The following is a 26,492-nucleotide window of genomic DNA, read 5'->3' on the forward strand; positions in this document are numbered from 1 at the left end:
GGCACCGCCGCTCACGGATCAGCGACTCGCGGCTTGCGCGCGGCGCGAGTGCCGCCCCTTCCGCTCGAGCTCAAGCGGCCGCCTCGTAAAGCTGCCGCGCGAGCGCGTTATGCCGCTCGATCACCGGCCCGAGTTCGAGCGTCGCCAACTGCCCATTCTTCACCACCACCTTGCCGTCGATCACGCTATGGCTGACCTGCGACGGCGCGCAGAATACCAGAGCCGCCACCGGATCGTGCAGCGCGCCGGCAAAATGCGGCTCACGCAGATCGAACGCGACGAAATCCGCGGCCATGCCGGGCGCGAGCGCGCCGATGTCGTCGCGATTGAGCACGCGCGCACCACCCAGGGTCGCGATTTCGAGCGCCTCGCGCGCGGTCATCGCATCGGGCCCAAAACCGACGCGCTGCAGCAGCAGCGCCTGGCGCACTTCGGCGACCATCTGCGCACCGTCGTTCGACGCCGAGCCGTCGACGCCGAGCCCAACCGGCACGCCCGCGAGCCGCATGCGCTTGACCGGCGCGATGCCCGACGCGAGCCGCATATTCGAGCACGGACAGTGCGCGACGCCGGTGCCGGTGCGCGCGAACAGCGCAATGCCCGCGTCGTCGAGTTGCACGCAGTGCGCATGCCATACGTCATGACCGACCCAGCCGAGATCGTGCGCATACTCGGCCGGCGTCATGCCGAACTTCTCGCGGCTGTACGCGACGTCGTTGAGGTTCTCCGCCAGATGCGTATGCAGCGACACGCCATACTGGCGCGCGAGCGCCGCCGATTCGCGCATCAGGTCGCGGCTCACCGAAAACGGCGAGCACGGCGCCACGACGACGCGCAGCATGGAGTAGCGCCCATCGTCGTGATACGTCTCGATCAGACGCTGCGTGTCCTTCATGATGTCCGCTTCGCGCTCGACCACCGAATCGGGCGGCAGGCCGCCGTCCTTGCGTCCCACGCTCATGCTGCCGCGCGCCGCATGAAAGCGCATGCCGATTCGGCGCGCGGCCGCGATGCTGTCGTCGAGACGGCTGCCGTTCGGATAGATGTACAAATGGTCGCTCGACGTCGTGCAGCCCGACAGCAGCAGCTCGGCCATCGCGGTCAGCGTCGATACTTCGATCATGTCAGGCGTGAGGTTCGCCCACACCTTGTACAGGTTCGTGAGCCAGCCGAACAACTCGGCGTTCTGCGCGGCGGGAATCGCGCGCGTGAGGCTCTGGTACATGTGGTGATGCGTGTTGACGAGGCCCGGAATCACGAGATGGCCGTGCAGGTCAAGTACCTCGTCGGCCGATTGCGGCAGTTGCGCGGTCGGTCCGACCGCGACGATCCGGTTGTCCTCGATATACAGCCCGGCGTCGCGCAGTTCACGCCGCTCGTCATCCATCGTGACCAGCACGTCCGCGTGCTTCACGAGCATCGTTTTACCGGGTTGTTTCAGTGCTTCATTCATCGTCATTCGTCTGTCCGCCTGATTGCCTGCATGCAAAGCCGTTCGAACGCGATGCGGCGGCACGCCACCGTGCCGTCGCGTTCCGTTGAACGCCATTGGCCCGGTTACCCAGCGTGAGTCGCCGTCTTCGGGGTTGTCCGTGCCAAAGGCCTGCCTTTGCACGGGTGTGTCGCGACGCACAGCGCTTACCTTCGGTAGCCAAAATCCCGCTGACAACCCGCGCGGTTGCGATACCCAACTTCACACCGCCAATATAGTGGTGCATTTTTGGCGCCGGTACGATCGGCCGATGAGCCGGCGCGGCTTTCGTCTGGCTGTCCATCATGCGCGAACTATTATCTTTCCTATCGCTCGCGCTCGGGACAGAGCATCCTTTCTACAATGGCTGCCACGGCGCTCGCTTCGATTCGCCGACGGGTATGTAGCCACTGACGTGGAGCCTCGATCCGCCGCAAACGTAATGGATCGGGCCGCCGCCGACACCTCGCATTCACACAAGGACAATTGCGAATGGGCAAGCTCACTACCCACGTGCTCGACACCGCGAACGGCCGTCCCGGCGCAGGCATCAAGGTCGAACTCTTCGCGCTCGCGGGCGACACGCGCCGCGCGCTCAAAACCACTGTCACCAATCACGACGGCCGCTGCGACGAGCCGCTGCTCGAAGGCGACGCGCTCGTCGCGGGCGAGTACGAACTCGTGTTCGGCGCGGGCGACTACTTCGCGTCGCTCGGCACGAAGGTGCCGGAACCACGCTTCGTCGATCGCGTCGTGCTGCGCTTCGGCGTCGCCGATGCCGACGCGCACTATCACGTGCCGCTGCTGGTGTCGCCGTTTTCGTACAGCACGTATCGGGGCAGCTAGCCCTGCTGGATGCGAGCCGCGTCCGAACCGGCACGAATAGACCTGGACAGGCACAACGCCCCGCGATACCCATAACAACCCGCGCTGCGTCTTCTATCCGCAGTCGGCGCGATGACCGACGACGTCGAACGTCATCGCGCGCGCAACGAATCAGAAGTGGAGGAGTTTCATGGAAGGCTTTATCACCGACTGGTTGAACCTCGCGATTCGCTGGTTCCACGTCGTCGCCGCCATTGCATGGATCGGCGAATCGTTCTATTTCGTCGCGCTCGACAACAGCCTGAAGCCGCCGACCGATCCGAACCAGCGCCGTCGCGGCGTGTTCGGCGAACTGTGGCACGTGCACGGCGGCGGCTTCTACAACATGCAGAAGTACACGGTCGCGCCGCCCGAAATGCCCGAAGACCTGCACTGGTCGAAATGGCCGTCGTACACGACGTGGCTGTCGGGCTTCGGTCTCTTTACCGTGCTGTATCTGTTCTCGCCGAGCACCTACCTGATCGACAGGAACGTGCTCGACATGGGGCCGGTGGTCGCCGTCGCCTCGGCGATCGGCTTCCTCGCGGCCGGCTGGATCGTCTACGACTCGCTGTGCCGCATTCTCGGCACACGCGACAAACTTCTCGGCATCTGCGTCGGCGTTTATGTGCTGATCGCGGCGTATCTCGCCTGCCATATCTTCGCGGGCCGCGCAGCGTATCTGATCATGGGCGCGATGCTCGCGACGATCATGTCGGCCAACGTGTTCTTCGTGATCATTCCGGGCCAGCGCAAGATGGTCGACGCGATGCTGAAGGGCGACACGCCGAACCCGATCTACGGTAAGCGCGGCAAGCAGCGCTCGGTGCACAACACGTATTTCACGCTGCCGGTCGTGTTCGCGATGCTGTCGAACCACTACGCGATGACCTACACGCATCCGTACAACTGGGCGGTGCTCGTCGTCATCATGCTGGCCGGCGCGCTGATCCGTCAGTTCTTCGTGATGCGCCATCGCGGCCAGGTGTTGTGGTATCTGCCGATCGTCGGCGTCGCGCTGATGTGCACGGCACTCGTGTGGACCATGCCGCGTCCGATGGTGCCGCAGGCGCAGGCCGCCAACGCGCCGACGCTGAAGGTCGCCGACATCGCGCCGGTGCTGCAGCAGCGCTGCGTGGCCTGCCACTCCGCGCATCCGACGATGATGGGCAGCGCGCCCGCCGGCGTGCTGATGGATACGCCCGACGAAATTTCGCAGAACGCGCAGCGCATTTACCAGCAGGCGGTCACGTTAAAGGCGATGCCGCTCGGCAACGTCACGCATATGACCGACGACGAGCGGATGAAGATCGCCGCGTGGTTCGAAGGCGGCGCGGCGAAGTAAGGACGTCTGTCCGGATCACGGAGCCGGTGCCGAGGCAGAGGCTGGAGTGCGAAGCGGGCTTGTCGCGAGAGCGGCAAGCCCGTTGTTGTTTGGGAAGGTGACGTGCGGAATCTGTCGCCCTCGGGCTACAAAAATCGGCAAAAATACATAAAATGTAGCCTTGCAGACACAAATACGAGCAACCCTGCTGTGTCTCTTGGGCTACAATAAATGCCAAATACGCTGAATTTGACGCCCTGAGGCTACAAATGACCAACCTCGCCGATGTCTCGGACATGCTGAAAGCCGTGCGACGCGACAGCAAACTATCGCAGGAAGAACTTGGGCGCCGCGCGGGCGTGGCCCGCACGACCGTCGCGCGGATGGAAACGCTCGCCAGGAACGATATGAGCGTGTCCGTGCTCGTGCGCCTGCTCGAGGCTGCCGGTTACGACCTCAAGTTCGTCGCGCATGGACATGGCCGCACGCTGGAAGACATCCTCGCTGAACAGCGCAGCCCGGACGCGCAGCCATGAAGCTCGACGTTCAGGTGCTAGGCAAGAACGTTGCCACGCTGTTTCGCGAGCGCGATGACTATGTCCTCAAATATCACGGCGATGCGAACGCGGCCGACTTCGTCAGCCTGACGATGCCGGTGCGCGAAGAGCCTTGGCGCTGGCCACGCGACCTGCATCCGTTTTTCCGGCAGAACCTGCCTGAAGGCTATCTGCTGAATCTGATCCGCGAGCAATTCGGGCCCTTGCTCGACGGAACCGATCTGTCACTGCTCGCCGTCGTGGGCTCGATGGGGATCGGCCGGGTCACAGTGACGCCCGAAGGCGTGGCGCCGGGCACCGAACTGCAGGCGCTCGACGTCCAGCACATCCTGCACGGCGACAATACCGCCGAACATTTCGCGCAACTCGTACGTGAATACGCGCGAGCGGCCATTTCGGGCGTCGTGCCGAAGTTCATCGCGCCGCAGGCGCAGTCTGCCGCATCGACACCGGTGCAGCTCGGTAAGCCGACGATTCGAACGAGCCGTCACATCGTCAAAGGTTCGGACGACAACACGCCCTTTCTCGGTTTCAACGAGTTCCATTCGATGCGGGTGCTGGAGCGGCTGGGAGTGGCGCCCGTTGCGCGCACGCGGATGTCGGACGATGGCAGGGCGCTCGTCGTCGAGCGCTTCGATGTCGACGCGCAGGGACTGCCGGCGTATGGCGTCGAAGACTTGTGCGGTCTGCTCGGCTTGCCGCCGCACGAAAAATACCATTCGACGAGCGAGAAAATGCTCAACGCGGCAAGAGCGTATCTGCTCGATCGCGACACCATGCGGATGCAACTCGAGCAACTCGGCTGGCATTTGCTGACGAACTACGTCGTGCGCAATGCGGACTGCCACACCAAGAACGTCGCACTGTTCTATACCTCGGTCGACGACGTTGCGTTCACGCCCGTCTACGATGTCGTGACGACCCAGGCTTATCCGCGCTTCGCAGCCAATCCGCCCGGGCTGCCTGTCGACGGCCGCAAAACCTGGGCAGCCGGTAAAACGCTGGAACGATTTTTCAACACGCGCATGGGCATCGCCCCGCGGCAATATGCGCAGATGGTTGAAGCGCTGTGCGACTCCGCTGTCGACGTCGGCCACGAGTTGATCGAAGCAGCGCGCAACGAACCGCAATGGCGTGCGCTCGCCAAGCAGATGCTGCATGCATGGGACGACGGCATGACATCGCTGCGCTCGCCGAAGAAAAGCCTGCAATTCAGGGGGCTCAAGCCGGCCATCGAAGCAGCGGGATTTTCGGCGCCGGAGCCGCCCGAACGGTCAAGGGAAGTCATTGGGCATTCGCCGCTGCTTGGCAGGCGCAAGTGATCGCCATCCATGCAAAAAAGCCCACGACGTAACGCACGTCGCGGGCCTGTTCTTCGAACCACAACGCTGCCGGCGACCCGGCAGCCGCATCGCCATCAAACCGCCACCGCGCTCAGCGCATCCTCCGTGAGCCACAGCGACTCCGCCAGATCCTGCTCGTTCAGATTGAGCCCCTCGCCGCCACGATCGACGACGATAAAGTCGCTCGCCTCGCCCAATGCGATCAGCGGATGGTGCCACACGCCTTTCGCGTAGTTGACGCCCTGCCAGCCAGTGGTGACGAACGCGCGGATCTTCTTCGTGCCGAGTTCGCCCGCGGGCGCGACGACGACCAGATACGGCTTGTCGTTGAGCGGCACGAACGCCTGGCTGCCAAGCGGATGACGCTCGAGCATCTTCACTTCGAACGGCAGCGTGCGCGGCTGGCCACGAAACAGATTGACGAGCGTGCGGCCGTGCTCGTCGGCCACGTCGACTTTCGCGAGGTCGTGATAGCGGATCGTCGTGCCGAGGTTGATCGGAATCTGCTTCGCGCCTTCGAGTTCGATCACGTCGCCGAATGCGGCGAACGCCGCTTTCGTCAGCGCTTCGATGGCGAGCGCTTTCATTCGAGCGTACCCCACAGACGCAGACGCGACACGCCACCGTCCGGATAGATGTTGAAGCGCACATGCGTAACGGGCCCGAGCGCCGCGATCTCGCTCTCGAAGAAATGCTGCTTGTCCATCTGCAGTTTCTGTTCGCCGAGCAGCACCGGCCAGAACATCGCCTGCGTGACGAGCGAGCTGTCGGTCCCGCCCTTCACGTACGCGGCCTGGATCGAGCAGCGATCCGGATAATTGCCCTTGAAGTGCGCGGTGTCGACTTCGATCTTGCGAATCACGCCCGGCTGCGCGAGCGCGATGATCGCCCAGTCGTTGCCCGGCTCGCGACGACGACGCGTTTCCCAGCCGTCGCCCATATTCACGCCGCGACCCGGCATCAGCAGCGTCGAGGCCGCGCCGAAGTGCTGGTTGTTCGCGCCGACCAGATACGCGCCGTTTTCCATCGCCGCGAGATCGAACTGCTCGGTGCGGCTCGCGCCGGCCCAGTCGACCTGCGGCTGACCGTAAACACGCAGACGCGCGATGCCGCCGTCCGGATAGATGTTCACGCGCAGATGCGTGTACGCGCTCGCGTCGCCGACTTCGAGGTAGTGGTGGCTATTGCCCTGCAACGTGGTCGAAGGCACGATCTCGGTCCATTGCGTCGCCTGATTCGGCTCGCCATCCGCAACGCGCGCCGCTTCCACCGACGCCGCCGGCGGGAAGTTGCCGGTGAAGTGGCTCGTGTCGAGGTCGAGTCCCTTGATCACGCCGGGCCGCGCGAGCTTGACGATGCACCAGTCGTAGCCGGTCGTGCGCTTGCGACGCGTTTCCCAGCCGTCCATCCACTTGCCGTTGTCGTCGTACTTGCCCGGAATGAAGACGGCCGGTTCCGGATTCAGCATGCGGTCCTTCGGCGCGAAGAATTCGTCGCTGGCCTCGAGCGCCTGCGCGCCCAGACGCGGGTCCGCCAGGTTCACGTAACGGCGCGTGAATTCCGGTGCGTTGGGGTCGAGAATCGGAAGTGCCATCTTTGTCGTCCTTGAGATCGATTGGTGCGGGAAAAACGTTACGGCTCGCTGCGTGACGCAATGCGCGTCACGCGCCGATCAGGTCGTCGAGCCGCAAACGTGCAATGCGATAGATCTGATCGAGGCTCGCGCGCAGTTCGTCGGCGCGGCTGTTGTTCACGCGCGATTCGAAGTTCGCGATGATGCCGTGGCGGTCGTAGCCGCGCACCGCGAGAATGAACGGAAAACCGAATTTCTCGCGATACGCTTGATTGAGCGCATGCAGCTTGTCGAACTCTTCCTGCGTGCATTGCGCGAGACCCGCGCCGCTTTGCTCGCGCGTCGACTCGGCGGTCAGCTCGCCGCGCACCGCGGCCTTGCCGGCCAGCTCCGGGTGCGCGTTGATCAGCGCGAGCTGCTTGTCCTCGCCAGACGTTTCGACGATCTGCGACATCCTGCGATGCAGCTCGTCGATGCTCGCGAACGGCCGCTCCCGCGCCGCGACTTCGGCGACCCACGGCGAATGCTCGAAGATGCCCGACAGCGCCGCGACGAACGCGTCGGTCGAGATACTGTTGAGTTGGTCCAGGGTGTATTGCATCGCCTTCATGCCGCAGCCTCGCGGTTGTCTTGCTGGTAAGGATGAGTTTCGTGCCAGTGCCGGGCGATATCGACGCGCCGCGACACCCACACGCGATCGTGCTGTTCGATGTGATCGAGAAAGCGCTGCAGCGCCCGGAAACGCCCCGGCCGCCCGAGCAGCCGGCAGTGCATGCCGATCGACAGCATCTTCGGCACTTCGTCGCCCTCTTCGTACAGCACGTCGAACGCGTCGCGCAGGTAGGTGAAGAAGTGGTCCGCGGTGTTGAAGCCTTGCGGGGTGGCGAAGCGCATGTCGTTGGTGTCGAGCGTGTACGGCACGATCAGCTGCGGCACGGTCTTGCCGCCCGCCACCTCGACGTCCATCCAGAACGGCAGGTCGTCGCCGTAGTAATCGGAGTCGTACAGGAAGCCGCCGTATTCGGCGACCAGCCGATGGGTATTCGGACTGTCGCGGCCGGTGTACCAGCCGAGCGGCCGCACGCCGGTCACGCGCTCGATCGCCTCCATGCCGAGGCGCATGTGCTGCGCCTCCTGCTCCGGCGACATGTCCTGATAGTGAATCCAGCGATAGCCGTGGCACGCGATCTCATGTCCGAGTTCGACGAACGCTTGCGCAACCTCTGGATGCCGTTCGATCGCCATGCCGACGCCGAACACCGTCAGCGGCAGGTCGCGCCTTTCGAATTCGCGCAGAATGCGCCACACGCCCGCGCGCGAGCCGTATTCGTAGATCGACTCCATGCTCATGTGCCGCGCCGGATACGCCGCCGCGCCCACGATCTCCGACAGGAACTGCTCGGAAGCGGGATCGCCGTGCAGCACGCAGTTTTCGCCGCCCTCTTCGTAATTGAGGACGAATTGCACCGCAACGCGCGCTCGCCCCGGCCAGTTCGGATGCACCGGGTGGCGGCCGTAGCCGATCAGATCGCGTGGGTAGTTCGGGTCGAGTGGCATGGTTTGACGGATGCGTAGTGACGGGACCAGGAATGCGCGTGAACGCGGTTCGAAACCCCTCGGCAACGGTGCGGGGTTCACACGTGTAGCCACGCAACGGGCGGCTTCAGCGGCTGCGGAAACCCCAGCGCCGAGTTGACCCAGTGTAGCGAAAACACCCCGGTGCGCCCATACAGCCGGGCAGATAGTGCGTGTTACAGCGAGTGTATGTGCGAGTCCGCCGACTCGGCGTTTACCCGCAGCGGACCGGGGCTGAACGACGCGAGCGCGCCGTCGTAGCGCTTCGCGAGCGGCCGCGCGTAGTCGCCGCGCTTGGCCGTCGCGAGACGCAGCGTCACCAGCGCCTCGGTCCATTTGACGGCCGCCGTCACGCCTTCGATCACCGGCGCGCCGAGCGCATCCTCGATCTCCGCGCACAGTTCGGCCATGCCCGCGCAGCCGAGCACGATCGCGTCCGAGCCGTCCTCGGCGAGCGCGCGCCGGCATTCGTCGAGGATGATGCGGCGCGCCGCCGAGCCCGGCTGGTCGAGATCGAGCACGGCGACGTCGGTCGCACGCACGTTGCGGCAGAAGCGCTTCATGCCGTAGCGCTCGGCCAGATGCCAGGCCATGCCGCAGGTGCGCGCGAGCGTCGTCACGACCGAAAAGCCCGGCGCGAGCACGCTCGCCGCGTGCATCGCCGCCTCGGCGATGCCGATCACCGGGCCGCGCGCCAACTCGCGGGCCGCATAGAGACCGGGGTCGCCGAAGCACGCGATCACGTAGCCGTCACAGCCGTCCCGTTCGCCCGCCGCGACTTCGGCGAGCAGACCGGGCGTGGCGAGCGCTTCGTCGTAATAGCCCTCGATCGACGGCGGCCCCATCGTCGGATTGACGGCGATCACTTCGGTGCCGGGCGCGGCGACGTCGCGCGCGCAGCGCCCCATCGCCTCGGTCATGCGGCGCGTCGTGTTCGGATTGATCAGTTTGATACGCATGGCGACTCCTGTTCGACTCGTTATGGCAGCGACGAAAGCCCGTGAAACTCAGCGTGCGAGCATCCGGTAAAACAGCATGCCGAGTCCCGCGCCGATGAACCACGAGAAATTCGCGCAGCCGTCGAGCCCCGGCACCATCACGCAGATCACCGCGATCAGCGCGGCCGGCAGCAACGCGGCCACCGCGCGATAGTTGACGCCGTTGCGATACCAGTACGAGCCGCTCGGCGCGACCGTGTACAGATCGTCGAGCACGATCTTCTGACGCTTGACGAGGTAGAAGTCGACGATCAGGACGCCGTACAAAGGCCCGATGAAGCTGCCGAGCACGTCGAGCGTGTAGTGGATCACGGCCGGATTGTTGAACAGGTTCCACGGCGTGATGAACACCGACGCGACCGCCGCGAGCATGCCGCCCGCGCGCCAGCTGATCAGACGCGGCGCGACGTTCGAGAAGTCGAAGGCCGGCGACACGAAGTTCGCGACGATGTTGATGCCGATCGTCGCGATCGTGAAGGTCAGCGCGCCGAGAATCACGGCCATCGGATAGTCGATGCGGCCCACCGTCTCGACCGGGTCCGTGATCAGTTCGCCGAACACCGGCAGCGTGGCCGCGGTGGTGATCACCGTGACGAGCGAGAACGCGAGGAAGTTGACCGGCAGGCCCCAGAAGTTGCCGCGCTTGACGCTGCGAAAGCTCCTGCCGTAGCGCGAGAAGTCACCGAAATTCAGCATCGGTCCGGAGAAGTACGACACCACCAGCGAGATCGCCGTGATCATCACCGGTACCACTTCCATGCCGTGATATTTGACGCCGCCGAGGTTGATGCCGATGTTGCGCCAACCCGCGCGATACACCATGTAGCCGGCGAGAATGAACATCACGACGTAGACGGCTGGCCCGGCAAAGTCGATGAACTTCTTGATGGTCTCCATGCCGTGCCAGAACACCAGCGCCTGCAGTACCCACAGCAGCATGAAGCCCGCCCAGCCGAGCGTCGACAGACCGAGCAGACCATGCCGATGCACGTCCGCATACGGCAGCAGTTGCGGCACGAACTTCAGCACGACGATCACGAGCGCGCTCGACGCGAGATAGGTCTGGATGCCGTACCACGCGACCGCGATCAGGCCGCGGATCACTGCGGGGACATTCGCGCCGAGCACGCCGAAGGTCGCACGGCACGCGACTGGATACGGCACGCCGTTCAGTTGGCTCGGCTTCGCGATCAGGTTGCACAGCACGTTTACGAGCGTGATGCCGATCAGCAGCGACACCAGCACCTGCCAGCTCGTCAGGCCGAGCGCGAACAGACTCCCCGCGAATACATAGCCGCCCACGCTATGCACGTCCGACATCCAGAACGCGAAGATGTTGTACGCGCTCCAGTTCTGCGCGCGCAGCGGCGCGAGGTCCTCGTTGTAGAGCCGCTCGCTGTAGCCGGCCGGCATCGACGGATCGGTTTGAGCCGTGCCGTCCGGATAGTTGGAGATGGGGTGACTGCCTGGCGCTGCACTGAACTGAGCCATGATTCCTCCTTTGGATAGGGACCGTCGAAAGAGCATCGACGGACATTGCATCGGCCATGCCAGTTGCTCGCTTCTCGTCCCGCGTGGGTCGAAGAAGTCGGCGTCGTGGTTCCGGACCGTGCCGCGCGTGTCTCCGTACTGACGTACTTGTGGTTGTCGCATCGCCAGCCGCCGCGGCTTTCCGGCGATGCGTCGCTACCCCGAGCTCCGTCGTCTCGCGACGGACGTGCGTGTTCAGGCCGGCGGCGCTCACGCGAGGCCGCCTGGCCGTGCATCTATCGGTTCAGTTCAATTCAGTGCGGCGCGCACCACGAACGGGCGCTCGCCTGCTGCTTGCCTCAGCCTGGGGTGGAGTCGGCTTCGGCTGTCTAGGTGGATGCTTCTTTCGACGCAAGCGCGCCGAATACTTCATGCAGATCCGCTGCCCCGCGCGCGGGGCGCTCCAGCATCTTCAACTCGACGCTTTGCAGATGGCGCGACATCAGCGCGGCCGCCTGCTTCGCATCGCCGGCGTCGAGCGCGGCGAGAATCGCTTCGTGGTCCTCGAACGAGCACGGGCTGCGTCCGAGCGATTCGTACAGCGCGGAAATCAGCGTGGAACGCGCGACCAGCCCGTTCAGGCAATCGCACAGCACTGAGTTGCCGGTCAGGTTCGCGAGCTCCGTATGAAACTCGCCCGACAAGCGGATCCATGCCGGAAAATCCCGCGTTTCGAATGCCTTGCGTTCCCGGCCGATCATGCCGCCGATGTTCTTCAGACGCCGCATGCCGTGTCCGCTACAGATCTTTTCGACGACGGCCAGCTCGATGATGCGGCGCATTTCGAACACCTCGTGCACCTCCTGCAACGACGGACTCGCGACGAACGCGCCACGATTCGGCTCGAGATCGACGAGGCGCTCACTCGCCAGCTGCGACAGCGCCTGGCGGATGGGGCCGCGCTTCACACTGAATACTTCGCATAGCTGAGCTTCGGTGAGCTTCGCGCCGGGTGCCAGCCGGTGCTCGAGGATCGCCGCGCGGATGCGCTCGGCGATTGCTTCGGGCTTCGAACTGTTCGCGACGGATTCGGTGTCGGACATGATTGGCGTCTCGGTATGTTGGTCATCATAGGACGGACACAAATATTGTCAACAATTTTTGCGTCGATTTTCGACAGTTTTTGTGCTGCGTGGCGTCAGCGGAAGGCTGTGAGCCAAGCTGCACGGCTGTCTGGCGGGAATCTTACCCGTTTTTTATAATGCCAAGACGAGTACTGGCAGCCAGTTTTTGTCAACAAAAACTGCAAACATTGGCGATGGGTGTGGGAGGTGGTGAGTGTGGAGATGCTGACAGTTAGTTGCGTTACTGGCGCAAAAAAAGCGGGCGATCCGCCCGCCTCCGCCCCGCCCACGACGGCTTCAGCCAATGCTCGGATAGCCCGACGCCGTCAGCCTGAAGCCATGCGCATTGGCGACCAGATGCGCGTCCGCGCCGACCGGCAGCGTCACCATGTTATGAACGTGCCCGAACTGCAGCCCCGTCACGACAGGAATGCCGATCAGCGAGCGCACTTGCTCGACCATCGCGTGCAGGTCGTAGCCGTTGTCGTAGTCGTACGGCTTGCCGCCCGAGAAATCACCGAGCACGAGCGCCTTCTGCTGCGCGAGGATGCCGGCCAGATGCAGTTGATAGATCATCCGCTCGATGCGGAACGGCTGCTCGTTGACGTCCTCGACGAACAGGATTCCACCCTGCACCCGCGGCATGTACGGCGTGCCGACAAGCGACGCCACCACCGCCAGATTGCCGCCCCACAGCGTGCCCGTTACGTCGACGCTCTGCGCTTGCGGCGTGTCGCTCGCGACCGTGATGGTCGGCTGCGTCAACGCCGACCAGAAATGCCGCATCGTGAATTCGCTGAGCTGCTCGGCGCCGAAATCACTCATCAGCATCGGGCCGCCGAAGGTCTTCAAGCCGGCCCGCGCGAGCAGCGCCAGTTGGATCGCGGTGAAGTCGCTGTGACCGACCAGCGCTATCGGCTGATCGGCGAGCCGCCGCTGCAGCCCTTCGTAGTCGAGACCGTGCAGAATCCGCACCGCGCCGTAGCCGCCGCGCACGGCCAACACGACATCGGGCAGCTCACGCGATGGATCGGCGAGCCGGTTCAGATCGGCCGCGCGCTCGCCGTCGGTGCCCGCGAAGCGTTGGTAGCGGCGCTTCGCGGCCTCCTCGCCGTCGACTCGATGCCCCTGCGCACGCAGCCGATGCAGCGCGCGATGCAGCACCTCCGGATCATGCGGATAGCCGGATGGCGCAATCAGTTCGATGGTGCGAGATGCGGTCATGGCGAGACCCGTTGGGCGTTGTTGTTTTAGAGCGGCGTGGTTGGGGGCGGTTCGCTGCTGGAGGGTGTGGCGGTGTCCACGGCCGCTTCGGCCGCTTCAGCCGTTTCGCCACGCGCCGCCGCGCGGGCTGCGCGACTCGTCCGACGCCGCTCGGCAAAAAACGACCTGAGCGCGGCACCGCATTCGGCTTCGAGGACGCCGCCGCTGACCGTCGTGTGATGGTTCAGCTGAGGATTCGCGAACGCATCGACCACGCTGCCGCACGCGCCGGTTTTTGGATCGCGCGCGCCGAACACGACACGGGCGATGCGCGCGTGCATGATCGCGCCGGCGCACATCAGGCAAGGCTCGAGCGTCACATAGAGTTCGCAACCCGGCAGACGGTAGTTTTGGAGCGACTGCGCGGCTGCGCGCAGCGCGACCATTTCGGCGTGCGCGGACGGGTCATGCGCGCCGATCGGATGATTGAAGCCCGTGGCGATGACTTCGTCGCCGCGCACGAGCACCGCGCCGACCGGCACTTCGCCGGCTGCGCGCGCTTCTTCGGCGGCGGCCTGAGCGAGCGCCATGAAGCGCAGGTCGCGTTCGGAGATGATGGCAGCGTCGGAATTTCCGGGAGGGATGGCGGCAGCGGCCATCGGGTGATCAGCCGCCGGTGCGAAGACCGCGCCGATGCAAGCGCCAACGGATTTCTCACCGGCCTCGGCTTGCGCAGAAGAGCCGATCGAGGCGGCACACGGGAGCGGCTCGTTCACTGCGAACCCGCGGCGGCCACATCGACATTGCCCACGCGCTCAGAGAGACGCTCCGCGATGCGGCGGCAATATTCGCGCGGCAGGACCATCGGGCCGCCGCGCAGCGATTCGAGCGCCATATCGAGCGCGAGCATGCGCGCCTGGAGACGGCAACGGGTCGGCTGATCGCTCACGGCATTCAGCTCCGTTTGCAGATCGCGCAACGCGCGAAGCTGCTCGACGGCGGGCGGCACGAAGCCCGCATTTTTCAGAATCCGGTTGGCGACGCGCACCTCTTCCGGCACCAACGCATCGTCGTCAAGGGCCAGCGGCGCGCCCGCTCCCGGCAAGTCGTCGAATTCTCCGCGCGCAGCGGCGGCGGCAATACGCTGTTCGACAAGCGCATCAAGCAATTTCATCTGCAATCCACAACGTTGCGGCCCGAGCATTCTATCAGGGAGCGCACGGACGCTCCGTGCTCACTTGACGGCATAAAGGCGCCGATTTGCCGGCAACCCGGCATTTGACGGTGCTTCAGCGTGGACTTAGAGTAAGTCATCAAGTCGCACAACGCGCGCGGCGCTTAACCGGCGCGGCACGCAGAGGTTCCCTCTCGTCGAATTTGACGCCGCCATGCCATTCAAACCGATCGGCCGTCCCAGTGCTCTTCCCGTCCAAGCGTCTCGGCGGATCGGCGTGCGTAGCGCGCTGGCGGCGATTACCGCGGCCGCGCTGCTTTCCGGCTGCGGCGTTTTTTGCGGTGGCGCCGCGGCGAGCGGCGGAGCCTATGCCGGGGGCTGCGGGACGAGCGTGCGGTTCTAGCCGGCGCCTCGCGAAACAGCCGCGAATTCGTTACCGAGGTGGCCTATGCCCCTCCCTCAGCTCGGCCCCACCAACGGCCAACGCGCGAGGACGACATGTCTGGTCCGTCCCAGCAGGCTGTGCATCAGCGCAAACTCGCGCACATTCCAGCACGCCGCCTCGGCCGTATGGCGCTCGATCCACTGCATCCCGTACGCCAGCGTCATGTGCGGCGTAAAACGTGCGTCGGGCTCGATGCCGTCGTCGCGCAAGCCCGCTTCGAGCGCATCGTGAAGCGCTTGCAGTCCGTGCACACCGTGCTCGCCCACCAGCACCGCCGGCCCAAGCCGCGGCCTTTTCGCGAAGCTGGCGACCGCGTCGAATTCGACCGTAAATGGCGCCATGCTGACCGCCTCGGCCGCCCGTTTCGCCGCCTCGACCACATCCGCCGGCAAGCCGCCCGCGAAATTGCCGAGATGCCTGAGCGTGACGTGCAAGCGGTTCGCCGCGAGCGGTTTGCCGCGCACGCCGCTGTGCCCGCCGCTACGCATGCGTGCCTCCACACAAAGCTGCTGCGCGAACTTCGCGATACCGGCCGCGGTATTGGCATCGGGATAGACCGCGAAAAAGAGCCCGTCGGTGGGCGGGGACGGCGCCTCGAGCCCGGGCAACCACAGTTGTTCAGGCATCGCGCCTCGTTCCTTCGCTGATTCTTTCCGTCGATCCGCACACCGCCGCGCAAGCGGCCCATTGCAGTCATGATACTGTATATTCATACAGTACGACAGGCCGTGTGCAACTGCGACGCGCTACAGATCGGCCGGCTTGCCGATGCGTTTGTACCAAAGCTCGATAAACGACTCGGCCGCCGGCGACAGCGAATGCTCGGCGCGTCGGATCAGATTCACGTCGCGTGTGACGAGCGGCGCTTCGAGTCTGCGCGCGACCAGATCTCGATGTGGAAACGACCCAAGCAGAATGCCCGGAAAAATCGCGATGCCGAGACCGGCCTGCACCATCGAAAGCCCGGTCGTCATATAGGACACTTCGTACTCGACCGCCTTGCGCATGCCGAGCGTGAACAACGTTTCGTCGATCAACTTGCGGATGCCGCTCGTCGACTTGATGCCGAGCCACGGATACTGCAGCGCATCGTTCCAGCTCACACGCCGCTTTTTCGCGAGTGCCGAATCCTTGCGGCAGATCGCGCACAAGTTGTCGCGCGCGAGGCATTGCAGCGTGATGCCCTCGGGGCGCTCGCTGATCGTGCCGATGCCGAACTCGACGTCGCCCGTCAGCGTCGACGCGGTCAGGCGATCGGGCGCGGCGTCGTCGACCGAGACCTCGATGTTCGGGTACAGCGCGCGATATTCGGCGAGCAGTTTCGGCACGATCGCCGCCGCGATCGACGGCGTCGCCGCGAAGCGCAGTCGACCGCGCTCACGCCCGGCCAGTTCCTTCACGCTCGACTGGATCGACTCGAGATCACGCAGCATCCGCTCGACGGTCGGCAGGATTTCATGCGCAGCCGCGGTCGGCCGCAACGAGCGCGACGTGCGGTCGAACAGCCTCAGGCCGAGCGCCACCTCCATTTGCCGGATCAATACGCTGACCGCGGGCTGGGTGATGAACATCTCGTCGGCAGCGCGCGTCAGCACGCCGAAACGGCAGACGAGCGCGAATGCACGCAACTGTTTGATGGTTGGAGTCATGGAAGCGCAATCATAAAGTTACTTTATGGGACCATTGATTTTGTTCGATTGTTTTCATTCGGACAGTACCCTACATTGCTCTCCTACGCAGCGCACAGCCGTTCAAAAAACGACAGGAGACAGTCGTGACAGCAATCGATTCGCGCAAACGCTTGATCGGCGCAATGGCGTCGACGCTCGGCAATGTGCTCGAGTGGTACGACTTCGTCGTGTTCGGGTTTCTGTCGATCATCATCGCGAAGCAGTTCTTCCCCAGCCACAGCGAGTACGCCGCGCTGATGCTCATCACGGCGACGTTCGGCGCGGGCTTCGTCGTGCGGCCGCTCGGCGGGATTCTGCTGGGCATGTACGCGGACCGCAAAGGCCGCAAGGCAGGCCTCACGCTCGTCATCGCGATGATGACGGTGGCCGCCGCGATGATCGCGCTCACCCCCGGCTTCCAGCAGATCGGCCTGATCGCGCCGGCGATCGTGCTGTGCGCGCGTCTGTTGCAGGGCATTTCGGCCGGCGGCGAATTCGGCACCGCGACCGCGATGTTGATCGAATATGCACCGACAGCGCGCCGCAATCTGTATGGCAGCTGGCAGATGTTCGCGCAGGCCCTGGGCGCGTTGCTCGCGGTCGCGATGGGCAGCGCGCTCACGCATCTGTTCACGCATGAGGCGCTCGAGTCGTGGGCATGGCGCATTCCGTTCCTGCTTGGTCTGCTGATCGGCCCGGTCGGCTTCTATATCCGCCGCAACCTGCCCGAAACCGAGGCGTTCCAGAAGCTTGGCGCGCGTGTGAAGGTGCCGCTCTCGCGCGTCGTGATGCACTATCCGCGCGAGTTGTTCGTCGCGACCGCGCTGTCGGCCGCGCTCAACGTGATGGCCTACGTGATCATCACGTATCTGCCGATTTACGCGGTGCAGAACCTGCATATGCCGGTGACGCTGCCGTTTTCCGTGCTGCTCGCGAGCGTGCTGCTGCGCGTGGTGACGATTCCTCTATTCGGTCATCTCGCGGATCGCATCGGCGGCGAGCGCATGATTCGCGTCGCGCTCGCGCTGTTTCTCGTCGTGCTGTACCCCGCTTACTACTGGATCGTCAACGCGCCGTCGTTCGCGTCGATCATGTCCGTCGAACTCGGCTTCGCGCTGCTGATCAGCGCGTCGAACGCGCCGATTCCGACCGCGCTCGCCGGCCTGTTTCCGACCGAAGTCCGCTCGACCGGCCTCGCGATCTCGTACAACATCGGCGCGGCCGTTTTCGGCGGCTTCTCGCCGATGGTGCTGACGTGGCTGCTGCACGTGACTGGCAACAACATGATGCCTGCGCATTTCTGCGCGGTGTTCTTCGCGCTCGGCCTGATCGGCGCGTTCATGCTGAAACGCCGCGCCGCGCCGGTGAACGAGTTCGCCACCCAGTAGCCCGCTCATCCCCGTTTTCCTCTTACCCGCACTTTCTCCGGGAGATCCCGCATGCCTGTCATTGACGTTCATACGCACATCTTCACGCACAAATGGCTCGAACTGCTGCGGCAGCGCGGCGGTGCGTACAACATTCAGACGCGCCCCGACGGTCAGCAGGAAGTGTTTCGCGGCAACACGCCGGTCGTGATTCCGCAAAAAGGCCACTTCGATTTCGACATGCGGATCCGCCAGATGGATGAATCGGGCATCGATATTTCGGTCGTGTCGCTGACCTGCCCGAACGTGTACTGGGGCGATCAGGCAACCAGTTGCCTCGCCGCGCGCGAATCGAACGACACGATCGCCGAAGCACAGGCCAAATATCCCGGCCGCATCCGCTGGTTCACGTCGCTGCCGTGGGAATATCCGGAAGCGGCGCTCGACGAACTGCGCCGCACCTGCGAGAACGGCGCGAGCGGCGTGATGGTGCTCGCGAACATCGCGGGACGCAGCCTCACCGATCCGATGTTCGCGCCGATCTGGGCCGAGATCGACCGTCGCGCGTTGCCGGTGCTCGTGCATCCGACCGATCCGCCCGGCGTCGATCTGATGGACATGACGAAGTTCGATCTGAGCTGGGCGGTCGGTTTCATGTTCGACACGACGCTCGCCATCACGCGCATGATCTTCGAAGGCTTCTTCGATCAGTATCCGGATCTGAAGCTCATCGCGTCACATGCGGGCGGCGCGTTGCCTTATCTGGCGGGCCGCTTCGAGAAAGGCAACGAGGTCGAGATCCCGCAACGTCGCAAGATGAAGCGCAAGCCGATCGATTATCTGCGCCATATCTACTACGACTGCATCACGTATAGCCCGGCGTCGTTCGAATTTCTCGTCTCGGTGGTCGGCGCGGATCGCGTGATGTTCGGGACCGACTGGCCGCATCAGGTGTACGACATTCGCGGCGCGTTCGCCAACACCGCGCGTCTGCCGAAGGAGCAATGCGACGCGATCCGCGGCAACAACGCGCTGCGGGTCTTCGGGTTCTGACGCGAGTCGCGACGGCAGCTACCTGCCAGGAACCGTCAGCTGGTCGCCACCTACGCGGCGCTGCAAGACGATCTGATCGCGCGAGCGCCGCGGTAGTCGTCGCGCGCGGTGCAAGGGCGAAGGTGTCGTTGCGAGAACAGAATTGCCAGCGTATTCCGGCGCATCAGGTCCTCCGATCGTGCCGGTACGTGCGGGACGTCCAATCACGCCCACTCGATCGGCAATCAGCCGGCTGGAGCCTTGTGGGAACGGCGTTTCCGCCTGGTCACGCGGGGTCGATACCGTCAGTCATACCGAAATTCTGGCTCGGCAGTTAATGGCTTCCATTGCACGGCATTGGACAATCGGCACCCGCTCCGTTTAAAAAGCCAGCAAGACCGAGCATCTGAAGCCGATTCGATACCGTGAGCGAACCCCTGCGCGGGCGCCCACGTACACCGCCAGAAACACCGTGAGACTCATTCCAGAGCGGAGCCTTGCAAAATTGGGATGACAGTCGGAGTAGGATACTGGCCTTTTGAGCCAAAGATCGGCGATCTCCTCAGCAGTGCCGAACCCGTCATCTCGCACCGATGCCCCTCGACTACCCTACCCTCGATGCGCTGCGCACGCGCCATCCCGCTTGGCGCCTGTTACGCTCCGACCACGCGCCGCTCGCTGTCAGCTTCCTGCACCGCGTGTTCGTCGCGCCAAACGTGCGCGTGGTGGCGGCTCCGCTTCTTGCCGAAGCACTCGAAGATGAGCTTTACGCGTTGCGCGAACAACTCGGCGATGACGCCTTCCCGAAGCCGGCGCTCGAGTATCTGAACGACTGGGCCAGCCCTGAAAAGGGATGGTTGCGCAAGTACTATCGCCAAGGATCCGATGAACCGCAGTTCGACCTGACACCCGCCACGGAGAAAGCGATCGCGTGGCTCGGCACGCTGACGGAACGCAGCTTTGTCGGCACGGAATCGAGGCTCTTGACACTTTTCGAGCTGCTGCGGCAGATGGGCGAAGGCAGCGAGGCGGACCCCGAAAGGCGTCTTGCCGAGCTCCACACGCGGCGCGGCCAGATCGACGAAGAAATCGCCCGCGTGGAGGCCGGTGACGTTCGGCTGCTCGACGATGCCGCGCTCAAGGACCGCTTTCAGCAATTCATGCAGATGGCGCGCGACCTGCTAACGGATTTCCGTGAAGTCGAACAAAACTTTCGGCTGCTGGACCGACATGTGCGCGAGCGAATCGCGCTCTGGGAAGGATCGAAGGGTGCGCTCATCGAGGAAATCATGGGCGAGCGCGACGCGATCGCCGATTCGGACCAGGGCAGCAGCTTCCGGGCGTTTTGGGACTTCCTGATGTCGAGCCGCCGTCAAGAGGAACTCTCGAAACGGCTCGAGCGCGTGCTGGCGCTGCCGGCGGTCATGGAAATGAGGCCCGACGCGCGCACGCGGCGCGTCCACTATGACTGGCTGGAAGCCGGCGAGCATACGCAGCGCACGGTAGCTCAGCTCTCGCAGCAGCTTCGACGCTTCCTCGACGATCAAGCGTGGCTCGAAAACCGCCGCATCATGGACATTCTGCGCGGTATCGAAACGAAAGCGCTTGCGCTGCGCGAAGCGCCCCCACCAGGCTCCGTCATGGAGATCGAGACCGCATCCACTGACATCGAGCTGCCGATGGAACGCCCGCTTTACGCGCCGGCGCTGCGCCCTCTCATTGCCAACGTCTCAATCGAAACCGGTGAGGCGAACCTCGATGCCTCGGCACTCTACGCGCAGATCGTCGTCGATCGCGCGCGCCTCGCAGGCCATATCCGCCGATGCCTGCAAGATCGGCCGCAAGTGACGCTTGCCGAACTGACCGCTTCGCAGCCTCTCGAGCATGGGCTCGCCGAGCTCGTCGCCTATTTGCAACTGAGCGCCGAAGCTGGATCATTTCGCGCGACCGTCGATGAGACCATTTCCGATACGATCGAGTGGCAGGCGAACGACGCCAACGGAACACCAATCATTAAGCGCACGACGATGCCGCGTGTGATTTTCACAAGGTAGAGATGACGGAAGAACAGCAAGCCTCGTCGCCTGGTCGAGGCGATTTGTCGACAGTTGCCATCGCGCTGCTCAAGGGCGTGGTTTATCGTGATCGAAACGAGCGCCTCTGGGCCGCACTGCTCGAATTGCAGACGCACGCGCGCGACTACGTCGCCGTGCTTGGCCTCGAGCTCGTCGTGGACGAGGCGGAAGGCTACGCCTTCGTAAAAAGCCGCGCCGCGCATGACGCTGAAGTCGATGGGGAACAGGCTCAGCTACCCCGGCTCGTTGCCCGGCGTCCACTCTCGTTCCCCGTGAGCCTGCTGCTCGCGCTGCTGCGAAAGAAGCTGGCGGAATGGGATGCTGGCGGCGGCGACACGCGGCTCGTCCTTGCGCGCGAGGACATCGTCGAACTCGTACGCGTATTCCTTCCCGCGAGCACCAACGAGGCGCGCCTGGTCGATCAAATCGATACACACGTGAACAAGATCGTCGAGCTCGGCTTCCTACGCCGGATGAAGACCACGAGCGGACCGCCCACATTCGAGGTGCGGCGCATTCTCAAGGCGTTCGTCGATGCGCAATGGCTGCTCGATTTCGACGCGCGGCTCGCGAGCTATCGGGCGCACCACCTTCAAGATTCGACGGTTTCTGACCAACAGGAGAGTCGCGATGAATGAGCCGCGCACGCTCGGCCTCGATTTTGCCGTCGACGACGCCCTGACGGGCTTTCGCCTCGAGCGGCTCGAGGTTTTCAATTGGGGAACCTTCGACCAACGAGTCTGGGTGCTGCGGGTCGATGGCCGCAACGGCCTGCTGACAGGAGACATCGGCTCCGGCAAGTCGACGCTCGTCGACGCCATCACCACCCTCCTCGTGCCCGCGCAGCGCATCGCCTACAACAAGGCGGCAGGCGCGGACAGCAAGGAACGTACGTTACGCTCGTATGTGCTTGGCTACTACAAGTCGGAGCGCAACGAGGTCACGGGGACGGCCAAGCCCGTGAGCCTGCGCGACCATAACAGCTATTCGGTGGTTTTGGGCGTGTTTCGTAACGCCGGGTACGATGCCACAGTCACACTCGCGCAGGTGTTCTGGATGAAAGACGCACAGGCTCAACCCGCGCGATTCTTCGTCTGTGCCGAACGCGACCTCTCGATCGCCGCTGACTTCTCGCGCTTCGGCACCGACATCGCACAGCTGCGCAAAAAGCTGCGCGGGCTGGGTGCCGAAATCGAGGACACATTTCCGAAATACAGCGCCTGGTTCCGGCGGCGCTTTGGAATCGAAAACGAGCAAGCGCTCGAGCTCTTCCATCAAACGGTATCGATGAAATCGGTGGGCAATCTCACCGACTTCGTACGCAGCCACATGCTTGAACCGTTCGACGTTGCACCGCGCGTCGACGCGCTGATCACTCACTTCGACGATCTGAATCGCGCGCACGAGGCGGTACTGAAAGCCAAGCGCCAGGTGGAACTGCTGACACCGCTCGTCGACGACTGCGATCGCCACAGCGAGCAAGGACACATTCTCGAAGGCTGGCGAGCGTGCCGTGAAGCACTGAAACCCTACTTCGCCGGGCTCAAGCTCGGCCTCATCGAGCGCCGCCTCCAATTGCTCGACGAGGATCACGCGCGTGCAATATCACGCAAGGCGCGGCACGAAGAAGCGCGCGACCAGGCGCGCCAGCGCGTGGACGATTTGCGCCGCGCCGTGGCCGAACAAGGCGGCGATCGCATCGCGCAGCTCGAGGTCGAAATCCGCCAGCACGAGCGAGAAAGCGCGCGTCGCCGCGAACGCGCGCAACGCTATGCCGCCATCGTTACGCTGCTCGGCGAAACCGAGGCCACGGATGAGGCCGCATTCGCTTCCCAACGCCAACGTCTGGCCGAGCGGCGCAGCTCGCTCGTCGACGACGAAGCGCAAGAGCAAAATGCGATTACCGAATGGAGCGTGGCCTTTCGCGAAGGGAAAGCGCAGCGTGATCTGCTAGAGGACGAAATCGCGAGCCTGAAAGCTCGACGTAACAACATCCCCAAGGAACAAGTCGCGATGCGGGCGAGCCTATGCTCGGCGCTAGGTCTGGAGGAAGACGCCCTGCCGTTCGCCGGCGAACTCATTCAGGTGCAAGAGGATGCGCGCGATTGGGAGGGCGCCGCCGAGCGCGTCCTGCACAACTTCGGCCTGTCGCTGCTCGTGCCCGACGAGCACTATGCGAACGTCGCGGCGTGGGTCGATCGCACTCATCTCCGGGGGCGGCTCGTCTACTTTCGCGTGCGCTCTGAACGCACCGCGCGCGCAGCCGAGGCCATCGAGCTACACCGCCACTCGCTCGCGCACAAACTCGCGATCAAGCCCGATTCGCTGTTCTATGGCTGGCTGGAGCGCGAAATCGGCCGCCGGTTCGACTATGCATGCTGCGATACGCAGGAGCAGTTTCGGCGCGAGATGCGCGCGATCACGCGTGCGGGCCAGGCGAAAGCGCTTGGCGAGCGCCACGAAAAAGACGACCGCCGCGCGCTTGACGATCGCAGCCGCTACGTGCTGGGTTGGAGCAACACGGCCAAAATTGCCGCCCTCGAAGCCCAACGGCGAGCGCTCGAGGTTCGGCTTGGCGAGATCGGACAGAAGCTTGAAGAAGCTCAAAGCGAGCACGCGAAGGTGCGCGAGCAGCTCGAAGCGCTTGCGCGCATCGGCGAGTTCGTCGACTTCCGCGACATCGACTGGGGAAGCTGCGCGACCGCGATCGCACGTCTGGCAGACGAAAAAGCCCGCCTCGAAGCGGCAAGCGACGCCCTCGCGGAGCTAACGGCCCAATTGGACTCGGCGCAAGCGTCGTTGACAGAGAGTGAAGCGGCGATCTCGGAAACCGACTCGGAACTGGGCGGTATCCTGGCCAGGCGGGAGGCAGCGCAAACGTTGCGCGACGAGACGCACGCGCTCGTTGCGCAAGTGAATGCCGAACTTGCCGAGCGAATCGAGGCGCTGCGAGCGGAGATTCTCGGCGAACACCAGCTTTCCGTCGAGTCATGCGACAACCGCGAGCGGGACGTGCGAGAGACGTTGACAACCCGTATCGACAACGAAACGAAGTCGCTCGGCCGCCTTGCCGAAAAAATCGTCAAGGCCATGGCGGCCTTCAAGGATGCCTACAAGCTCGAAACGGCCGACTTCGATGCGAGCCTCGACGCGACCTCAGAGTACCGTGACATGCTCGCGCGGCTGCAAGCGGACGATTTGCCGCGCTTCGAAGCGCGTTTCAAAGAGCTGCTCAACGTCAATACGATCAACGAGATCGCCAACTTCCACGGCCAGCTCGCCCGCGAACGGCAAACGATCAAGGAACGTATCGAACGCATCAACGAATCGTTGCGACAAATCGACTACAACGCGGGCCGATACATCGTCCTCGAGAGTCAGTCCAGCCCCGACGCGGAGATCCGCGAATTCCAGAGCGACCTGCGTGCTTGCACCGAGGGCGAACTCACCGGCTCGGACGATAGCCAATACTCGGAGACCAAGTTCCTGCAAGTCAAACGGATCATTGACCGCTTCCGCGGCCGCGAAGGGTTGACCGAGCAGGACCGGCGCTGGCGCGCCAAAGTGACCGACGTGCGCAACTGGTTTCTGTTCGCCGCCAGCGAGCGTTGGCGTGAGGACGACAGCGAATACGAGCACTATTCGGACTCGGGCGGTAAATCGGGCGGCCAGAAGGAAAAGCTCGCCTATACGATCCTTGCCGCGAGTCTCGCCTATCAGTTCGGCCTCGAATGGGGCGCCGTGCGTTCTCGATCGTTCCGCTTCGTCGTCATCGACGAGGCGTTTGGACGAGGCTCCGACGAATCGGCGCAATACGGTCTCACATTGTTTCAAAAACTGAACCTGCAACTGCTGATCGTCACGCCGCTGCAGAAGATTCACATCATCGAGCCGTTCGTTTCGAGCGTCGGATTCGTTCAGAACGAGGGCGGACGCGCCTCGAAGCTGCGCAACCTGTCGATCGAGGAGTACCGCGCGCGCAAGGCGGAGTTCGAGCAATGAATTGGACGACGACCGCCGAACTGCGCGTTCGCCTCCAGCGCCTATGGGAGCGTGGCGAATGGCTGCGGAGCCTCGTAGACGGCACCGAGGGGCTGTTCCCGCTACGTCTGACGATAAAAGGCCCGAGCTCGTCCGAATTGGCCGAACGCTTCGACGCGGTACGCGCATGGATCGCGGAGATTGCCGCGACACCGCGCGTACGCATCGAATGGCGAGAAATCAATCATCGCATTCTCGGCCTGCAGCGTTTGCCACAAGCAGCTTGGGTGGACAGTCTGGACGATGCGCTCGCGGTCGCCGGCAAGCGCCGCGACGCAGCGCAGTTCGAGCGGCTGCTCGAAATCACACGCTCGCGCCAGCCGAAGCTCACCACGTGGCTTGCGCAGCGCCCGTTGCAAGCACTCGAATTCGCAGGCGATTGGGAACGACTGCTGGCAGTCGTCGATTGGCTGCAAGCACATCCGCAGCCGGGCGTATATCTTCGCCAGGCCGAAATCGCCAACGTCGACACGAAATTCATCGAGGCGCGGCGCGGCGTCCTCGCCCAATGGCTCGATCTCGTGCTGCCGTCGGAGTCAATCGACAGCAGCCGGACAGCCGCCGGCCAATTCGCTGCTCGCTACGGGTTCCGCGAGAAGCCGCCTCGGATTCGATTTCGCGCGCTCGATGACAGGCTCGCCGTTCTGCCCGGCATGGGCCGGCCCGACATCGCACTCGACGCTGACAGCTTCGCGCGCCTCACACTGCCATGCCGCCACGTGTTCATTACGGAAAACGAGATAAATTTTTTGGCGTTTCCCGACGTTCCGCAGTCGATCGTGCTCTTCGGGGCGGGCTACGGTTGGGAAGCTCTCGAGCCGGCGCGATGGCTCACGGACTGTGCGCTCCACTACTGGGGCGACATCGACACGCACGGCTTCGCCATTCTCGATCAATTGCGCAGCCGGTTCCCGCATGTTGGATCGTTCTTGATGGACCGCGCGACGCTGGTGGCGCATGAAGCGTTCTGGGGAGAAGAAGGCGATCAGGTCACGCGCGATCTGCCGCGGCTCACGGCCAAAGAGCGGGAACTCTTCGATGACCTCCGCGACAACCGGATTCGCCATGGATTGCGGCTCGAGCAGGAGCGCGTGGGATTCGGGTGGGTCAGGGCGGCGCTCGAAGAGCGGGCTTGCGCTTAGAACTTCCCCATCTCGCCGCCAGGTACAACTCGAATACGACTCGA

At 63.9% G+C, this 26,492-nt stretch carries 23 protein-coding genes; 10 read left to right on the forward strand and 13 right to left on the reverse strand.

Annotation, left to right across the window (positions count from 1 at the left end; genetic code table 11):
• Positions 1-70: 70 nt before the first annotated feature.
• Positions 71-1,459 (reverse strand): 8-oxoguanine deaminase, encoded by a 1,389-nt coding sequence (locus OKW40_RS07675; protein WP_260320946.1) that lies wholly within the window; start codon positions 1,457-1,459, stop codon positions 71-73.
• 504 nt (positions 1,460-1,963) lie between these two features.
• Here OKW40_RS07675 and uraH point away from each other — a divergent pair.
• The 4 genes from uraH to OKW40_RS07695 all read left to right on the forward strand — a co-directional run bounded on the left by uraH (position 1,964) and on the right by OKW40_RS07695 (position 5,538).
• Entirely contained in the window at positions 1,964-2,317 is a 354-nt protein-coding gene (uraH, locus tag OKW40_RS07680; protein ID WP_018417696.1) for a hydroxyisourate hydrolase, read from the forward strand.
• A gap of 169 nt (positions 2,318-2,486) precedes the next feature.
• The gene (locus OKW40_RS07685) at positions 2,487-3,680 is read left to right on the forward strand and encodes a urate hydroxylase PuuD (RefSeq protein WP_429489054.1); all 1,194 of its coding nucleotides are present in this window, start codon (positions 2,487-2,489) and stop codon (positions 3,678-3,680) included.
• 248 nt (positions 3,681-3,928) lie between these two features.
• Positions 3,929-4,195 carry a helix-turn-helix domain-containing protein gene (locus OKW40_RS07690; RefSeq protein WP_187618420.1) on the forward strand — a complete coding sequence of 89 codons (267 nt, stop codon included), beginning with the start codon at positions 3,929-3,931 and terminating at the stop codon, positions 4,193-4,195.
• A complete protein-coding gene (locus tag OKW40_RS07695; RefSeq protein ID WP_429489056.1) occupies positions 4,192-5,538 on the forward strand; it encodes a type II toxin-antitoxin system HipA family toxin in 1,347 nt (448 codons plus the stop codon). The genes OKW40_RS07690 and OKW40_RS07695 overlap by 4 nt, the downstream gene beginning before the upstream one ends.
• Before the next feature lie 95 nt (positions 5,539-5,633).
• On the opposite strand, the gene OKW40_RS07700 is transcribed toward OKW40_RS07695, so the two are convergent.
• From OKW40_RS07700 to OKW40_RS07755, 12 genes are all read right to left on the reverse strand, one after another.
• On the reverse strand, positions 5,634-6,146 hold the full coding sequence (locus OKW40_RS07700) for an ureidoglycolate lyase (RefSeq protein WP_429489058.1): 513 nt from the start codon (positions 6,144-6,146) through the stop codon (positions 5,634-5,636).
• Positions 6,143-7,153, reverse strand: coding sequence for an allantoicase (alc, locus tag OKW40_RS07705; RefSeq protein WP_184056821.1), 1,011 nt, complete (start codon positions 7,151-7,153; stop codon positions 6,143-6,145). The genes OKW40_RS07700 and alc overlap by 4 nt, the downstream gene beginning before the upstream one ends.
• A gap of 67 nt (positions 7,154-7,220) precedes the next feature.
• Positions 7,221-7,742, reverse strand: a complete 522-nt coding sequence (gene uraD, locus OKW40_RS07710) for a 2-oxo-4-hydroxy-4-carboxy-5-ureidoimidazoline decarboxylase (RefSeq protein WP_429489059.1) — start codon at positions 7,740-7,742, stop codon at positions 7,221-7,223.
• Entirely contained in the window at positions 7,739-8,689 is a 951-nt protein-coding gene (gene puuE / locus OKW40_RS07715) for an allantoinase PuuE (RefSeq protein WP_429489061.1), read from the reverse strand. Before puuE ends, uraD begins: the two co-directional genes overlap by 4 nt.
• Before the next feature lie 194 nt (positions 8,690-8,883).
• Positions 8,884-9,666: an aspartate/glutamate racemase family protein gene (locus OKW40_RS07720; protein ID WP_429489063.1), complete on the reverse strand. Its 783-nt coding sequence runs from the start codon at positions 9,664-9,666 to the stop codon at positions 8,884-8,886.
• A gap of 48 nt (positions 9,667-9,714) precedes the next feature.
• Complete coding sequence (locus OKW40_RS07725) at positions 9,715-11,196, reverse strand: NCS1 family nucleobase:cation symporter-1 (RefSeq protein ID WP_429489065.1); 1,482 nt, start codon at positions 11,194-11,196, stop codon at positions 9,715-9,717.
• A gap of 368 nt (positions 11,197-11,564) precedes the next feature.
• Positions 11,565-12,278, reverse strand: a complete 714-nt coding sequence (locus OKW40_RS07730; RefSeq protein ID WP_429489067.1) for a GntR family transcriptional regulator — start codon at positions 12,276-12,278, stop codon at positions 11,565-11,567.
• 318 nt (positions 12,279-12,596) lie between these two features.
• Positions 12,597-13,523 (reverse strand): muramoyltetrapeptide carboxypeptidase, encoded by a 927-nt coding sequence (ldcA, locus tag OKW40_RS07735; protein WP_429489069.1) that lies wholly within the window; start codon positions 13,521-13,523, stop codon positions 12,597-12,599.
• Between the two features lie 26 nt (positions 13,524-13,549).
• A complete protein-coding gene (gene tadA / locus OKW40_RS07740) occupies positions 13,550-14,278 on the reverse strand; it encodes a tRNA adenosine(34) deaminase TadA (RefSeq protein WP_429355697.1) in 729 nt (242 codons plus the stop codon).
• Positions 14,275-14,676, reverse strand: coding sequence for a DnaJ family domain-containing protein (locus tag OKW40_RS07745; RefSeq protein ID WP_018417683.1), 402 nt, complete (start codon positions 14,674-14,676; stop codon positions 14,275-14,277). Before OKW40_RS07745 ends, tadA begins: the two co-directional genes overlap by 4 nt.
• A gap of 459 nt (positions 14,677-15,135) precedes the next feature.
• The gene (locus tag OKW40_RS07750) at positions 15,136-15,747 is read right to left on the reverse strand and encodes a 2'-5' RNA ligase family protein (RefSeq protein ID WP_429489071.1); all 612 of its coding nucleotides are present in this window, start codon (positions 15,745-15,747) and stop codon (positions 15,136-15,138) included.
• Between the two features lie 120 nt (positions 15,748-15,867).
• Positions 15,868-16,770 carry a LysR family transcriptional regulator gene (locus OKW40_RS07755; protein WP_429489073.1) on the reverse strand — a complete coding sequence of 301 codons (903 nt, stop codon included), beginning with the start codon at positions 16,768-16,770 and terminating at the stop codon, positions 15,868-15,870.
• Between the two features lie 125 nt (positions 16,771-16,895).
• Here OKW40_RS07755 and OKW40_RS07760 point away from each other — a divergent pair, with 125 nt between their 5' ends.
• The 6 genes from OKW40_RS07760 (at position 16,896) to OKW40_RS07785 (ending at position 26,448) form a co-directional block, all read left to right on the forward strand.
• Positions 16,896-18,179: an MFS transporter gene (locus OKW40_RS07760; RefSeq protein ID WP_429489075.1), complete on the forward strand. Its 1,284-nt coding sequence runs from the start codon at positions 16,896-16,898 to the stop codon at positions 18,177-18,179.
• A gap of 51 nt (positions 18,180-18,230) precedes the next feature.
• The gene (locus OKW40_RS07765; RefSeq protein WP_429489077.1) at positions 18,231-19,211 is read left to right on the forward strand and encodes an amidohydrolase family protein; all 981 of its coding nucleotides are present in this window, start codon (positions 18,231-18,233) and stop codon (positions 19,209-19,211) included.
• A gap of 572 nt (positions 19,212-19,783) precedes the next feature.
• Positions 19,784-21,244, forward strand: coding sequence for a DUF3375 domain-containing protein (locus tag OKW40_RS07770; RefSeq protein WP_429360895.1), 1,461 nt, complete (start codon positions 19,784-19,786; stop codon positions 21,242-21,244).
• A 2-nt stretch (positions 21,245-21,246) separates the two neighbouring features.
• Positions 21,247-21,903, forward strand: a complete 657-nt coding sequence (locus OKW40_RS07775) for a DUF4194 domain-containing protein (protein WP_429489079.1) — start codon at positions 21,247-21,249, stop codon at positions 21,901-21,903.
• Positions 21,896-25,267 (forward strand): ATP-binding protein, encoded by a 3,372-nt coding sequence (locus OKW40_RS07780; protein WP_429489081.1) that lies wholly within the window; start codon positions 21,896-21,898, stop codon positions 25,265-25,267. Before OKW40_RS07775 ends, OKW40_RS07780 begins: the two co-directional genes overlap by 8 nt.
• The gene (locus tag OKW40_RS07785) at positions 25,264-26,448 is read left to right on the forward strand and encodes a Wadjet anti-phage system protein JetD domain-containing protein (protein ID WP_429489083.1); all 1,185 of its coding nucleotides are present in this window, start codon (positions 25,264-25,266) and stop codon (positions 26,446-26,448) included. The genes OKW40_RS07780 and OKW40_RS07785 overlap by 4 nt, the downstream gene beginning before the upstream one ends.
• Positions 26,449-26,492 lie beyond the last annotated feature (44 nt).

The sequence above is a fragment of the Paraburkholderia sp. RAU6.4a genome (assembly GCF_050435625.1).
In the GTDB taxonomy this organism is placed as follows: Bacteria; Pseudomonadota; Gammaproteobacteria; order Burkholderiales; family Burkholderiaceae; genus Paraburkholderia; species Paraburkholderia tuberum.